Source organism: Polaromonas sp., assembly GCF_012927415.1.
Classification (GTDB): domain Bacteria; phylum Pseudomonadota; class Gammaproteobacteria; order Burkholderiales; family Burkholderiaceae_C; genus Polaromonas.
In genome coordinates this window covers 1-12863 of record NZ_JABBPF010000037.1, presented here as the reverse complement: position 1 = coordinate 12863, position 12863 = coordinate 1, and the positions used below count along the sequence as shown (strand labels likewise).

Annotated in this window: 13 protein-coding genes and 2 pseudogenes; 4 read left to right on the top strand and 11 right to left on the bottom strand. The window is 62.9% G+C overall.

Annotation, left to right across the window (positions count from 1 at the left end):
• Both HHJ19_RS04125 and cueR read left to right on the top strand, forming a co-directional pair.
• Positions 1-590 (top strand): HAD-IC family P-type ATPase (locus tag HHJ19_RS04125; protein WP_296904324.1); only part of this gene is annotated, 590 nt, incomplete at its 5' end.
• Between the two features lie 106 nt (positions 591-696).
• Positions 697-1113 (top strand): Cu(I)-responsive transcriptional regulator, encoded by a 417-nt coding sequence (gene cueR / locus HHJ19_RS04120; RefSeq protein ID WP_296904328.1) that lies wholly within the window; start codon positions 697-699, stop codon positions 1111-1113.
• 80 nt (positions 1114-1193) lie between these two features.
• On the opposite strand, the pseudogene HHJ19_RS04115 reads toward cueR, so the two are convergent.
• The 3 genes and pseudogenes from HHJ19_RS04115 to HHJ19_RS04105 all read right to left on the bottom strand — a co-directional run bounded on the left by HHJ19_RS04115 (position 1194) and on the right by HHJ19_RS04105 (position 3612).
• Positions 1194-1627, bottom strand: a pseudogene (locus tag HHJ19_RS04115) (DUF1801 domain-containing protein).
• Positions 1628-1893: 266 nt separating this feature from the next.
• Positions 1894-2487, bottom strand: coding sequence for a nucleotide-binding protein (locus tag HHJ19_RS04110; protein ID WP_296904322.1), 594 nt, complete (start codon positions 2485-2487; stop codon positions 1894-1896).
• Positions 2488-3114: 627 nt separating this feature from the next.
• Positions 3115-3612 carry a DUF4124 domain-containing protein gene (locus HHJ19_RS04105; RefSeq protein WP_296904320.1) on the bottom strand — a complete coding sequence of 166 codons (498 nt, stop codon included), beginning with the start codon at positions 3610-3612 and terminating at the stop codon, positions 3115-3117.
• A 278-nt stretch (positions 3613-3890) separates the two neighbouring features.
• Between HHJ19_RS04105 and alkB the strand changes: the two are divergent.
• Both alkB and HHJ19_RS04095 read left to right on the top strand, forming a co-directional pair.
• A pseudogene (gene alkB / locus HHJ19_RS04100) lies at positions 3891-4568 on the top strand (DNA oxidative demethylase AlkB).
• A 196-nt stretch (positions 4569-4764) separates the two neighbouring features.
• Positions 4765-5919, top strand: a complete 1155-nt coding sequence (locus HHJ19_RS04095) for a cytochrome P450 (protein WP_296904318.1) — start codon at positions 4765-4767, stop codon at positions 5917-5919.
• A 130-nt stretch (positions 5920-6049) separates the two neighbouring features.
• Here HHJ19_RS04095 and HHJ19_RS04090 read toward each other — a convergent pair whose 3' ends face one another.
• The 8 genes from HHJ19_RS04090 to HHJ19_RS04055 all read right to left on the bottom strand — a co-directional run.
• Positions 6050-6265, bottom strand: coding sequence for a DUF2945 domain-containing protein (locus HHJ19_RS04090; RefSeq protein WP_296904316.1), 216 nt, complete (start codon positions 6263-6265; stop codon positions 6050-6052).
• A gap of 65 nt (positions 6266-6330) precedes the next feature.
• Positions 6331-7149 carry a 2-oxo-tetronate isomerase gene (gene otnI / locus HHJ19_RS04085; RefSeq protein WP_296904314.1) on the bottom strand — a complete coding sequence of 273 codons (819 nt, stop codon included), beginning with the start codon at positions 7147-7149 and terminating at the stop codon, positions 6331-6333.
• A gap of 6 nt (positions 7150-7155) precedes the next feature.
• A complete protein-coding gene (locus tag HHJ19_RS04080) occupies positions 7156-7830 on the bottom strand; it encodes an aldolase (protein WP_296904312.1) in 675 nt (224 codons plus the stop codon).
• A gap of 43 nt (positions 7831-7873) precedes the next feature.
• On the bottom strand, positions 7874-9151 hold the full coding sequence (otnK, locus tag HHJ19_RS04075; RefSeq protein ID WP_296904310.1) for a 3-oxo-tetronate kinase: 1278 nt from the start codon (positions 9149-9151) through the stop codon (positions 7874-7876).
• Between the two features lie 15 nt (positions 9152-9166).
• Positions 9167-10192, bottom strand: coding sequence for a 4-hydroxythreonine-4-phosphate dehydrogenase PdxA (locus tag HHJ19_RS04070; protein WP_296904307.1), 1026 nt, complete (start codon positions 10190-10192; stop codon positions 9167-9169).
• Positions 10193-10196: 4 nt separating this feature from the next.
• Positions 10197-11030 carry a tripartite tricarboxylate transporter substrate binding protein gene (locus tag HHJ19_RS04065; protein WP_296904326.1) on the bottom strand — a complete coding sequence of 278 codons (834 nt, stop codon included), beginning with the start codon at positions 11028-11030 and terminating at the stop codon, positions 10197-10199.
• Between the two features lie 277 nt (positions 11031-11307).
• Complete coding sequence (locus HHJ19_RS04060) at positions 11308-12252, bottom strand: LysR substrate-binding domain-containing protein (protein ID WP_296904305.1); 945 nt, start codon at positions 12250-12252, stop codon at positions 11308-11310.
• 7 nt (positions 12253-12259) lie between these two features.
• Positions 12260-12863, bottom strand: a 604-nt coding sequence (locus HHJ19_RS04055) for a sodium-independent anion transporter (protein WP_296904303.1), incomplete at its 5' end; no start/stop codon positions are given.

The window sequence follows — 12863 nt, the reverse complement described above, 5'->3', positions numbered from 1 at the left end:
CATCGCCGCAACGGCTGGCGCTGCTCGCTTTTGGCGACTCGCTCAAGCCCACCGCCGCGCCGGCGGTCGCCAGCCTGCATGCCTTGGGTATACAGACCGCGCTGGTGACCGGCGACAACCGGGGCAGCGCCGAAGCCGTGGCCAAACAGCTCGGCATCGACATCGTGCACTACCAGGTCCTGCCCGAAGACAAGGCCGCCATCATTGGCCAGCTCAGGGAGCAGGTCAAGCTGGCGGGCGGGCGCGCGGCGATGGTCGGCGACGGCATCAACGATGCCCCCGCGCTGGCGGCGGCGGATGTGGGCATTGCTATGTCCACCGGCACCGACGTGGCCATGCAGGCCGCCGGCATCACGCTGATGCGCGGCAACCCGGCGCTGGTGGCCGACGCCATCGACATCTCCCGCCGCACTTACGCCAAGATCCGGCAAAATCTGTTCTGGGCTTTTTTCTACAACATTGTCGGCATCCCGCTGGCCGCTTTTGGCCTGCTCAACCCGGTGATTGCCGGCGCGGCCATGGCCTTCAGCAGCGTCAGCGTGGTGAGCAACGCCTTGCTATTGCGGCGCTGGAAAGGAAGTTCGAAATGACATGCAAACCCTCGCAAGGCAAGCCATGACACTCGGTAAAAACCGGAACAGTTTGCCGTCGCGCCAGGCTGCCCCAGGCAAGGCCATTCCCTTTGAGGAGCAGCGTATTCCACAAAGTGAGGACCAGGGGGGGCCTTTCAACATCGGCCAGGCCGCAAGTCAATCGGGCGTTTCGGCCAAGATGATTCGCCACTATGAATCGCTGGGCCTGCTGCCCTCCGTGCATCGCACCGAGGCGGGCTACCGGCAATATGGCGACAAGCAGGTCCATATCCTGCGCTTCATTCACCGGGCACGCACGCTGGGTTTCAGCATGGCGGAAATTGCCGAGTTGCTCAAGCTCTGGCAAAACCAGCGCCGTGCCAGCGCCGACGTCAAGCGCAGCGCGCGGTCCCACGTAGCCGACCTGGAGCGGCGCATCGCCGAGATGGAGGCAATGCGCCAGACGCTGGCCCAGCTCGCGCATTGCTGCCAGGGCAACCAGCGGCCGGACTGCCCGATTCTGACGGAGCTGTCGGGCTAGCTTGTTGCGGCGGCTGGCGTGGATTTAGCTACGTATTTTGTAGCACATTATGACCGTAGATATTGGACACTGCGGACTTTTTATCCACCCGTTGCAGGTTTGCCCGCTTTTCTTGAAGGTTTCGACTTGCCGGAATTGTTGAGGGCGACCGTTTCGAGAAGAGCGCCTTGAAGACGGACTCGTCAACTTCTTCTCCCTCGTGGATGTCGATCGAGCGGCGCACCTTTCCGTCCAGGCTGGCGTTGAAGTGACGGGCCGCATCCTTCAGAGACGCATCCTTGGCGAATGTCAGCTTCACTTTGTCCTTGTTGGACTCGCCAGTTCAGACGATGCCGTCGTGCAACCAGACCGGCGTGCCCATCCACTTCCACTCCTCGACGACGTCCGGATCTGCTTGCTGGATGAGCTTGCGCATTCTGCCAAGGGGTGCCCCGCGCCAATCCCCGAGTTTGGCGATTCGTTGCGAGATCAGTTCGGATGCCGGCGGGCCCTGGTTAGCGTCCGACTTTTTTATTTTGTCATCCTGGAAGTTCTGAAATATCTGGCGAGGATATCCCTGCAGCCGGATGGTGGGGAATGGCTACCGGGAGATGATGTTCTACGCCCGGCCGGCCAAGTATTGCACTCATTGGTGCTGAGAATTTTCCCGCCGATGACCCAGGTGCCCGAATACAAGCCCAGGCGTAGGCGCGTACTTCAGACGCATGTACTCACACATGGGCAAACCAAAAGTCGTGACCGCCGCCGTGCACATACTGGCGCGACTGATCTACACCATGCTTACAGCGCGAGGTTCATGTCGATTTCGAGGCCAGAAGCTTTGAGTTCGCGCGCTAGTTCAATACGCCAAGCACCACGATCATCGACGGCAACGAAGGCTGCTCCTGAATAATCGGATGGTATTTCGACATCGCCCATATGCAGCGCGGTCACTCTGTTCCGTGAAAGCTTTCCCAGAAAGTAGCCCAACTCAAGAATGACGTTCTGCCGTGCACGAGGTCGCTGCTCTTCGTATGCAGCCTTGACTAGGCCTCCACGATCATCGGGCGTAAGGAGTACAACTGCATAACCCACGTCAGCGTAGTCAACGAACTTCTCGATGATGGTGCGCCCTCCGCTGGGCTGCTCACGCAAGATGACAGCAGCAAGATTCAACTTTTCCAGATAGCGCGCGACTTCGTATAGCAGCCCGTCGTGGTGCCCATGGACTAGGAACACGCGACGACTCAGTTGGGGTTGCGCCATAAGTTTGGGGACTTTAGCAGTCAGATTGATCTCCGTTTCGAGCAGCTCAACTAGGCCACGTAGGCAACTTACCTTAGATCGGAGGGACTTCGCGTTATGGTCTTCCCACCATTCGGGCCCTGCGTTCATGGGAAAGCTCCCGAATCTGCCAATATCGACTACTGCACTGACGTTTGGTGAAAAATCTCCGAACGCCTTCGTGAGGAAATTTTTAGTTAGGAGGTTCCACGAGTTAACTGTGTCGGACGTGATAGGCCGCGAGGCGAGCATCTGTTCCGCTCGCTCGATTTGCTGATTCAGCTAGCGAATGCCATCCTCAGGAGAAATCTCGGGTGCACCCACAAGAGATGGTTTGGATAGTTTTCGCGTGGCCATGATGAGGGCTAAGGAGTCTAATGTGATGTAAATCGTCGGATATTCCGGAAAACCAGTTTATCCCACGGGATGAGCTGAAATGCCGGATTGCAAGCAACCCGGCATAAGCTCCGTCCCCCGCTTGGCATCTTGTCTTTCAGCGCAAGTATCGTGTTTTACACATCGTTTTGACTCCATGAACTCGGTCGCCTGCCTTCCCCAATCCGCCCGTCACCGTAGCCGCTGGCCAGTTGCTGCCAGGACAAGCAGCGGCCGGACCGCCCGATCCTGACGGAGCTGGCGGGCTGGTTTGCTCCTGCCCTGGAGGCGGTACATCGCAGAATGACCGCGGCAGACATTGTGGCCATCCAGTCGGGCAAGAGGGCGCGACGGCCCTGCCTGTCACGGCGTGTTTGGCCCGCAGCGCTCGGGCGGCTCTGCGACGGGCGTGCAATGCTCAAACGCCTCGGCTTTGGTTGCGCCCCGCGCCGTTCTATAGGGGCCAAAGCAGTCCAGGCTTTCGCGGTAAAGACGGCGCCAGCTCTCACAACTTGCGTTGTCGCTGGGCGCGAATGGCGGGCGTTTCGACGTCGTAGTGGATGGCGCCGCTGGTGCCGGAGAACTGGCGGCCGCCGGGGCTGCGATCGTCGGCGCTTCTGCTGCTTGAGCCTTCTCCCGGGCAGCGCGGTCCATCGCGCGCCGCTGTTCTTCGGCGGAAGGAGACGGCGCCGTGGCGTCCACGGGCTGGGCGACATCCTTGTATTCATCCGGCACCACGTCCGAGAAGTGCGTCTTGCCTTGCGCATCAACCCAGCGAAAGACCTCCGCATGGGCTGACAGGGCGAAAGCCAGCATCAGCAGTGAGATAAAGAAGCGGCCTGGATGAAACGTGGATGGCATGGTGCGGCGCCTGAGTGTGTAGACCGTCGGAGACTCTGCAAACCAGGTTTATCCGACGGGAGGCTAATACGGTGCTGACGTTATTGACGTTATCGACCCTGTCGCCTGTAGCAGCGAAGCATGGTGTTATCTTGCTTTCACTATAGTCCCCCCCAAACTGGTGGCGCAGGCGTTGCGATGACCGCCGCGAAATTGCTATTTAATTTATAGCAAACTATAGCCGTAAAAATTGGACAAGAGTCGGTTTTCACCAAAAAATGAAGTGTGGCGGAGATTTTGTGACCCTCAGTCTTTTCGACAACGACCCCACGCCTTACGCAGCGCCCGAGCCCATCGCGCCCGGCGCCATGCTGCTGCGCGGCTTTGCGCTCGATGTGGCGCAAAGCCTGACGCTGTCGGTGCAGCAGATCATCGCTAGCGCGCCGTTGCGCCATCTGGTGGTGCCGGGCGGCCACACCATGTCCGTGGCCATGAGCAATTGAGGCGCGCTGGGCTGGGTGTCGGACCGCAGCGGCTACCGCTACAGCGCCACCGACCCGCTGTCCGGCCAGCCCTGGCCGGCCATGCCAGCGTGCTTCGTCAGCCTTGCCGTGCGGGCGGTGGCCGAGGCCGGTTTCGACGGCTTCAGGCCCGACGCCTGCCTCATCAACCGCTACGAGCCAGGCGCGCGCCTGTCGCTGCACCAGGACCGGGACGAAGGCGACCTGAGCGCGCCGATTGTGTCGGTGTCTCTCGGGTTGCCGGCGGTTTTCCTGTTTGGCGGCACTCTGCGCAGCGACCGCCCGGCCCGCTTGCGGCTGGCGCATGGCGACGTGGCCGTGTGGGGCGGCCCGGCGCGGCTGGCCTACCACGGCGTGGCGCCGCTGGCCGACGGTGAGCACGCTCTGGCGGGCAGGCGGCGCATTAACCTGACGTTTCGCTGCGCGGGCCCGCAGCGGCGGGATGCGGCGGAATAGGAAGCCGCCTCGCGGCCGCTGCCCGGGCGGCAAAAAGGGGTTTTTGCACCGGGCTGAATCCGGCGCGATGGCTGCCCGCACAGCGCAAGGCGTAGCATGCAGCATGACAGGCAAGCTCCCGTTTGCCCACGCACGGCTGGCGAATTCGCGCTGCGAAGCTGCCACCGCAGCGCCGAAACAGACCACAGGAAACACCATGAACCAACCACTACCTCAGGATTGGGATCCGACCTCAGCCGCGGCACTGCTTGACCAGCGCGCCACTTTTGACGACCTGCGCGAGCGCTGCCCGGTGGCCTACAGTGACTTTCTGGGCTGGTCGCTGTTCCGGCACCAGGACGTGCTTCGCGTGCTGAATGACTCCGCCACCTTCAGCAGCGTGGTGTCCCGGCATCTTTCGGTTCCAAACGGCATGGACCCGCCCGAACACACCGGTTACCGCCGCATTGTCGAGCGCTACTTTCAGCCTGCCCGCATGCAGGCTTTCGAGCCGCCATGCCGCGAGATCGCCGCCCGCCTGGTGCGCGATCTCGCGGGCCGGGACACGCTGGAATTCATCAGCGTATTCGCCCAGCCCTTCGCGGTGCGCGTTCAATGCGCCTTTCTGGGCTGGCCGGCGCACCTGCACGAGCCGCTGCGCGTGTGGACGCAGAAAAACCGCGAAGCCAGTCTGGCGCTGGACCGGCCTGCCATGGCCGCCCTGGCGAGCGAGTTCGCGCGCCATGTCAACGAATTGCTGCAAAACCGGCGCACCAGCGACGCACTGGCAGAGAGCGACATCGTGACCAGCCTGCTGGCGCAGCAGGTCGACGGCAGGCCGCTGCGCGACGAGGAAATCGCCAGCATCCTGCGCAACTGGACGGTGGGCGAGGTCGGCACGATCTCAGCATCGGTCGGCATACTGGCGCACTACCTGGCACAGCATGGCGATCTGCAGCAGCAATTACGCGCCCAGCCTTCGCTGCTGCCCGAGGCCATCGACGAGATGCTGCGGCTGCACGGCCCGCTGGTGGCCAACCGGCGCAGGACGACGCGGCCGGTGGAAATTCGCGGCCGTCAGATCGCAGCGGGCGAGCGCCTCTCGCTGAACTGGATGGCGGCCAACCGCGACCCGCGCGTTTTTGAGGCGGCAGACACGTTCCGGCTGGGCCGCGACCCCGCTGCCAACCTGCTCTACGGCGCGGGCATCCACGTCTGCCCCGGCGCGCCGCTGGCCCGCATGGAGCTGCTTGTGGTTATGCAGGCGCTGCTGGGCGGCACGACCCGGATCAGCCTGCCGGCAGACCCGCCACCGACGCTGGCGGTTTACCCGGCCAGCGGATTTGCGAGCCTGCCGCTGCGCGTCCAGTAAGCTGTCGGCTGCAAGGCCCGGCAACGGGATACGCTATTATTTTTATAGCTAAAAGTAACCGTATTCATTGGACAAGAGGCCGTTTTTACTGAAAAACGGGCGCGCATCCTGCCCACAAGCCCTTCGCGCTTCAGTCCGCCACCTTGTGCAGCGCCGTGCCCTTGTGCATGGCGATGTGATCGGACTTGTCGCTCTTGATCTCATACTGCGGCGCGGCCTCGCTGGCGTGGTGGGTGTAGCCCTTGTAGTCCACATCGCGGCTATGCACCTTGATGATTTTTCCGCTGACGTGGCCGGCTTCGGAGTTCCATGTGACGTGGTCGCCGACTTTAAAAGGGTGGGGCATGGTGGCTTGCCTTCTGGTTCAGTGAGGGGTCTCAAAAAGCTTCATTCCACGGAGCAGCGCGGAGCTCAATCCGGGATCTGGTTTTGCACACCATACGCTTTGAGCCAGCCCAGCCCGGCCGACGTGGCACCGGCTGCAAGTCCGCGCGCGGGTTTGTACTCACAGCCCACCCAGCCGCTGTAGCCCAACTCGTCCAGCACGGCAAAAATATAGGGATAGTCGATTTCGCCCACATCGGGCTCATGGCGACCCGGCACGCCGGCGACTTGGATATGGCCGACCCGGCCCGTCGGCAGGTATTGGCGCAGCTTCATTGCCAGATCACCTTCTACGATCTGGCAATGGTAGAGGTCCATCTGCACCTTGAGGTTGGCAGCGCCCACCTCGCCGACGATCTCGTGCGCCTGGTCCTGCCGGTTCAGAAAGAAGCCAGGGATGTCGCGCGTGTTGATGGGCTCGATCAGCACGTCAACGTTGGCCGCTGCGGCCCGCGCGGCCGCCCAGCGCAGATTGCCGACATAGGTCGGGCGCAGCGCTTCGCGCTCGGTGCCCGAGGGCAGCACGCCGGCCATGACGTGAATGCGGGGGCAGCCCAGCGCGCCGGCGTAGTCCAGCGCCCTGACAATGCCACTGCGGAACTCGGCTTCGCGCCCAGGCAGGCAGGCGAGTCCTTTTTCGCCAAGCTCCCAGTCGCCTGGCGGCGCGTTGAACAGCACCTGTTGCAAGCCGTGGGCTTGAAGGCGCGCCGCGAGTTCGCGGCTTTCCCAGGCGTAGGGGAAAAGGTACTCAACCGCCTTGAAGCCGTCTTTCGCCGCCGCTTCAAAACGGTCGAGAAAATCGAGCTCGGGATAAAGCATGGACAGGTTGGCAGCGAATTGGGGCATGGGGTTTTACCAGTGTGCGCCAAAGCGCTGGCGCAGCTCGTCAATCTGGAGTTCGGTGAGGGGCTCGGGCTTAGGATTTGCCAGTAACCAGAGCTTGGCTGTTTCTTCAAGTTCTTCGAGCGTAGCCATCGTGGCGGCAGGCGTCTGGTGCCAGACATGGGGGCCCAGGCGCTCAAGCATGACAGCGCGGATCGGCGCGCCGCGCCTGCCGTAATCGGCAATGGTTTGCGCCACCTGCTGCGCCGCGCGCGGGTCGCCGGGGTGGTGATAGGCAATCCGCGGCACGCGGCCGACTTTCATCACGAAGTAGGGCGTGACCGGTGGCAGCAATTCCGCACTGTCCGCCTGCAGGCTGAGCGCGACGCAATGCGTGCTGTGGGTGTGGATCACGCAGCAGGTTTGGGCATCGAGGCGGGTCGCGGCGGTGTAAATTCCCGCATGAAGTGCGATGGATTTGCTGGCGCGGTCGCCGCTTAACTGCCTTGCACTGGCGTCGAGCCGAGCCAGTTTCGACGGGTCAAGAAAACCCAGGCAGGCATCGGTCGGCGTCATAAGAAAACCGCCGCCGTCAGACGCCGCAAGTCGCACGCTGATGTTGCCCGCCGTGCCATGCACATAGCCGCGATCAAACAGGCTTTTTCCGATGCGGCAGATCTCGTCTCGTGACTGGTTTTCAGTCATGCTGGCGGCAAGCAGGCGTGAGCGCCTGTTTTGAAATTTCGTTTCATCGCTGCATGGTAAAGGCTTTGCTGAAGAAGTCGTCGCTGCCGAAATTGCCTGACTTGAGCGCCAGGTGCAATCCAGGGGCTCCGGCCACATCGGTCAGTGCATGGCACCAGGGCACGCCGGGGTCAATTTGCGGGCCGATTTTCAGCTGCCTGATGTTCAGGGACTGCACGCAGGCACCGGAAGTTTCGCCGCCGGCCACCAGCAACTGGCGTACGCCACGCAACACCAGACCACGCGCAATCGCCGCCATGGCGCACTCGACCATGGCGCCGGCCGCCTCAACGCCGAGCCGGCCTTGCACCGATTTCACCGCGTCCGGATCGGCCGTGGAGTAGACCAGCACCGGTCCTTGCGCAAGCTGCGTTTCGGCCCAGGCCAGCGCTTCGGCCACGACATCGATGCCGCACGCTATGCGTAGCGGATCAATGCCCAGCGCCGGGCGACCGGCGTCAATAAATGACCGTACCTGACGCCGGGTGGCCAGCGAGCAACTGCCCGACACTGCAGCCTGCAAGCCTGTAGCGGCGGGCAACCCACCGGCGTCGGCGCAAGGTGAGATGCCGAAGTTGGCCGGCAGACCGACGCCCAGCCCGGAGCCCGCAGTGACCAGCGGCATCCCCTTGAGCGCTGCGCCCAGATGCAACAAATCGTCGTTGGAAAGCGTATCGACCACCGCCAGCCGCACGCCTTCGCGGCGCAACTGGTCGATGCGCGCGCCAATCGCGTCGGCGCCGGCGGCGCCGCTTCGGTAATCGATCAAGCCGACCTTGCCGCGGCACTGCGCCTGCAACACGCGCACCAGATTGGCATCGCGCATCGGCGTCAACGGGTGGCTCTGCATGCCGCTTTCGTTCAACAGCAGGTCGCCCACAAACAGGTGCCCCTTGAACACCGTGCGCTGGTTGTCGGGAAACGCCGGCGCGGCGACCGTGAAGTCGGTTCCCAGCGCCGCCATCAGCGCCTCTGTCACCGGGCCGATGTTGCCGGCTGGCGTGCTGTCGAAGGTGGAGCAGTATTTAAAATAGATCTGCTGCGCGCCCCGGCGCTGCAGCCAGGCCAGCGCCGCTAGCGATTGCGTCACGGCGTCAGCTGGTGCAATGGTTCGCGACTTCAGCGCGACCACCACGGCATCCGCGTCGAGCCCGACGTCCAGCGCGTCATCAGGCACGCCTATGGCCTGCACCACGCGCATGCCGGCGCGCACCAGGGTATTGGCCAGGTCGGTAGCGCCGGTGAAGTCGTCTGCGATGCAGCCCAGGAGAATTTTCGTCATCTTGCGGTCAATGGCTCAAGCGGTAAGAACGGTCGTGTCGGCGCAATAACCTGCTCCTGCTGAAGAGACACCGGCCTGGCGCGCCCGGTGGCTCACCCCCATGCGGCAGGCCAGGTCAAAGGCACTGGTCATCGCCGTGGCCTGGGCCGTGCCCTGGCCGACAATGTCATAAGCGGTGCCGTGCGCGGGCGTGGTCACTGGAATCGGCAAGCCGCCTTCAACCGTCACGCCGATGTCAAAGCCCATCAGCTTGGTGGCGATCTGACCCTGGTCATGGTACATGGTGACGATACCGTCAAGGTCGCCGCGGCGCGCGCGCAGAAAGATGGTGTCGGCCGGAAACGGCCCCCGTGCCGGAAAGCCCCAGGTATCCGCCAGCCGCATGCCCGGCTCGATGATATCGCTCTCTTCCGAGCCGTAGTTGCCGTTGTCGCCGTTGTGCGGATTGAGGCCGCACACGCCGAGGCGCGGCTGCGCAACGCCGGCCGCGCGCAGGGCAAGAGTCAGCATGCGGATGGCACCGGCCACGCCCTCCGGCTTGAGCAGACCGGAGACTTCCTTCAAGGCCACATGCGAGGTCACGCGCGCCGTCCACATTGGCCCGAGCACATTGAATTCGCTGCAGGGACCGCTGTAGTCCAGCAGCCTGGCGAACCAGCGCATTTCGTCCTCCTCATGCATGCCGCCCAGGCGCATCGCGCCCTTGTTGAGCGGTGCGAAACACAGTGCGCCGGCCTGCCCGCTGGACACCATCTGCGTGCCCAGCTTCAGGCTGTCGAGGATGAAGCGACCGTTGGCTTCGCCAGCCAATGAAGGGGTGAAGCGCGCATCTCGGCCAGCCCAATCGACCAATTGCAGGTTCGGACCCGCCATCGGCAGCGGCACGCCAGCGGCTCGCGCACCGGCTTGCAGCGCTTCATCGCTGGCGATCAGGTGAATCCGGGCCTTGGCAGCGGTAGCGGGATCAGCCAGCAGGCGAGCGATGATTTCAGGACCGATGCCGGCGGGGTCGCCAATGGTCAGTGCAATGCGGGGAATCATGGGCTTAGTCCAGTTTGATGTTGCGTTCTTTGATCAACGCCGCAAACCGCGCGTTGTCGGCGGCCTGCAGTTGCACAAATTGCTCGCGTGTCAGCGTGGAAGGTTCCCCACCCAGGCCCTTGAGCCTGGTCAGCACCTCGGGCAAGCGCAGAGCCTTGTTGAATTCCAGGCTTAACCGGTCGAGTACGGCAGGCGGCGTCTCGGCCGGCGCGTACATGGCGTACCAGGTGCTCATCTCGGCGCCCTTGACGCCCAGCTCGGCCAGTGTCGGTACATCAGGCATCTCGGCAGCGCGCTTGGGCGTCGTCACAGCGAGCGCGCGGAATTTGCCGGACTTGATCAGGCTGATCCCGGACGACGTGATGTCCAGCATCATCTCCACCTGGCCAGCCAGGATGTCCTGGTGCGCCTGGGCGCTGCCCTTGTAGGGGATATGGCTCATCCGGGTGTCGGTGGCGGCCATGAAGAGTTCACCGGCGATATGCTGCACGCTGCCCATGCCCGAGGAGGCATAGCTCAGGCCGTCAGGCCGGGCTTTGATTATTGCAAGCAACTCCTTGAAGTTTTTCACCGGATAGTCGCTTCTGACCAGCAGCACATGCGGCACCACAACCACCATGCCGACCGGTGTCAGCTGCTTGAGCGGGTCAAAATTGAGCTTGATCAAATGCGGCGCAATCACTTGCGGCGAATTGGTGGCCATCAGCAGGGTATAGTCATCAGGTTGGGCTTTTGCCGTCAGATCAGCGGCGATGGTATTGGCAGCGCCCGGCCGGTTGTCCACAATGATGGGCTGGCCAAGCAGAGCCGTCATTTTTTCGGCAAAAAGCCGGGCAATGATGTCGGTTCCGCCACCGGCCGACGCGCCTACGTTGATACGGATCGGTTTGCTGGGGAAACCCGTCTGGGCATGGCTGGCAAACTACGCCGTTAGCGTCGCAGCGGCAAGGGTGAAGGTGAAGGTGAAGGCCAAAGGGCGCATCCGTTTGAATGTCATGGCAAGTCTCGGTTGATTTTGGAAGCAGCGGGGCCAAGTGCCACGTTGACGCTGGCGACAGTTCAAACGCCTGACGCACTGTAAAAGCCAGGCACGCGGGGCGCCATCATTCATTTACTCAGACAGGATTCGCAGTTTGCGAAATCACCCCGGACAAGGCCTGCACCACGGTGAGCGCCGCAGAAGACATGGCTAGCGCCGGCTGGTGGCACAGCACGAAGCGCCGCGCCGCCCAATCGCCATCAATGTCGAGGCGGCAAAAGCGCCTGCCCGCCGCAAAAGCCCTGGCTACCGCCTTGGGCATCACGCCAATGCCAATGCCCTCGGCAATCATGGCCGTCATGCTTTCAAAACTCCTGACCCGGATCGGCATGTGCAACGCGTAGTTGACTTCGGCGGCCATGCGGGCCAGGGTGCTGGAAATGGCAGACCCTTCGCCCAGCCCGATCACCTCGTAGCCCAGAAAATCTTCTAGCCGCACGCGCTTGCGCTCCGCCAGCGGGTGGTCCCGGTGCATCACCAGTACCAGCCGGTCCTCGTTATAGGGCAGGGACGGCAGCCCGACCGCGCCCAGCGTGCTTTCGTAAAGACCGATGTCAGCCACGCCACGGCTGACGGCCTGGATAACGCCGCCGCTGTTGAGCTCTTGCAAGTCGATATTGATGCCCGGAAAATCCGTTTGACAGCGTCGCAAATCCAGCGGCAAAAACTGCAACACCACCGAAGTGCAAGCGGCAATACGCACCACACCCCTGTCACCGCGCCGGAACGCCTGGGCATCATCATGCATGCGTGCGACGGCATGCGTCCTGACTCGCGCATGGGCCAGCAAAGCCATCCCGGCGTCCGTCAGCGCCATGCCATGCGGCCGCCGCTGGAACAGCACGATGCCAAATTGTGCTTCCAGCTCTTTCATCCGGCGGGAGGCTGCCGCGGGCGCGAGGCAGATACGCTCAGCCGCCCGAGTGACGCTGCCAGTCTCGGCGATCGCGATGAAGAGGCGCACTGTGGTCAGATCAAAGTGAAGGCGCAGCGGCGCCAGGACGACAGGTCGGGATTTCATGGTCTGCTCAGGCACTCGGTGCAACAGGCGCCGCCGGTTTTGCAGCGGGAGGCAGCGGAACGGAGGTACATTCCCGGAATATGCGCGCGCTGCAATGAAGGCAAATCTCAGGGTCAAGTTTCCTGAAAATGGTGGAAATCGCAGTGGCCTTGTCGGAAAATTGGTGCTCAGGCCCCAACACGTCGGTGAAACCGGTCTTGCGCCACATGCGGATCACTTCGGGCCGTGGCCGGTGAAAGTACAGGTTTCCACCCATGGCACGGCGCGCGCTGAGCTCGGCCTCCCACAGTTCGGCGCCGGCCAGGTCAATGAAGTTCATGCTCTTGGCCATCACCAGCAAGTGCTTTTGCGGATGAGGCTGGCTGCGCAGCGCGTGCAAGATGTCTGCCACATGCTGGACAGCGCCAAAGTAGACCTCGCCCTCCATGCGCAGCAACTTGAGTTGCGGGCATTCGGGCAGGAATGTGGCCCCCACGCTTGTCACTTCGTGTACTGCGCTGCCCCCCAAGGGGGCTGGCCTTGCTTGGGGCGGCCCGGCGCTGCGGCCGGTGGCCCCCTCGCTTGTCACTTCACGCACTGCGCTGCCCCCCAAGGGGGCTGGCCTTGCCTGG

Excerpts from the sequence above, each read along its gene's own strand:
- otnK (WP_296904310.1), bottom strand. The coding sequence starts at position 9,151 with ATGACGAAAATTCTCCTGGGCTGCATCGCAGACGACTTCACCGGCGCT.
- otnI (WP_296904314.1), bottom strand. The coding sequence starts at position 7,149 with ATGCCCCAATTCGCTGCCAACCTGTCCATGCTTTATCCCGAGCTCGAT.
- HHJ19_RS04105 (WP_296904320.1), bottom strand. The coding sequence starts at position 3,612 with ATGCCATCCACGTTTCATCCAGGCCGCTTCTTTATCTCACTGCTGATG.
- HHJ19_RS04060 (WP_296904305.1), bottom strand. The coding sequence starts at position 12,252 with ATGAAATCCCGACCTGTCGTCCTGGCGCCGCTGCGCCTTCACTTTGAT.
- HHJ19_RS04110 (WP_296904322.1), bottom strand. The coding sequence starts at position 2,487 with ATGAACGCAGGGCCCGAATGGTGGGAAGACCATAACGCGAAGTCCCTC.
- HHJ19_RS04070 (WP_296904307.1), bottom strand. The coding sequence starts at position 10,192 with ATGATTCCCCGCATTGCACTGACCATTGGCGACCCCGCCGGCATCGGT.
- HHJ19_RS04095 (WP_296904318.1), top strand. The coding sequence starts at position 4,765 with ATGAACCAACCACTACCTCAGGATTGGGATCCGACCTCAGCCGCGGCA.
- HHJ19_RS04090 (WP_296904316.1), bottom strand. The coding sequence starts at position 6,265 with ATGCCCCACCCTTTTAAAGTCGGCGACCACGTCACATGGAACTCCGAA.
- HHJ19_RS04080 (WP_296904312.1), bottom strand. The coding sequence starts at position 7,830 with ATGACTGAAAACCAGTCACGAGACGAGATCTGCCGCATCGGAAAAAGC.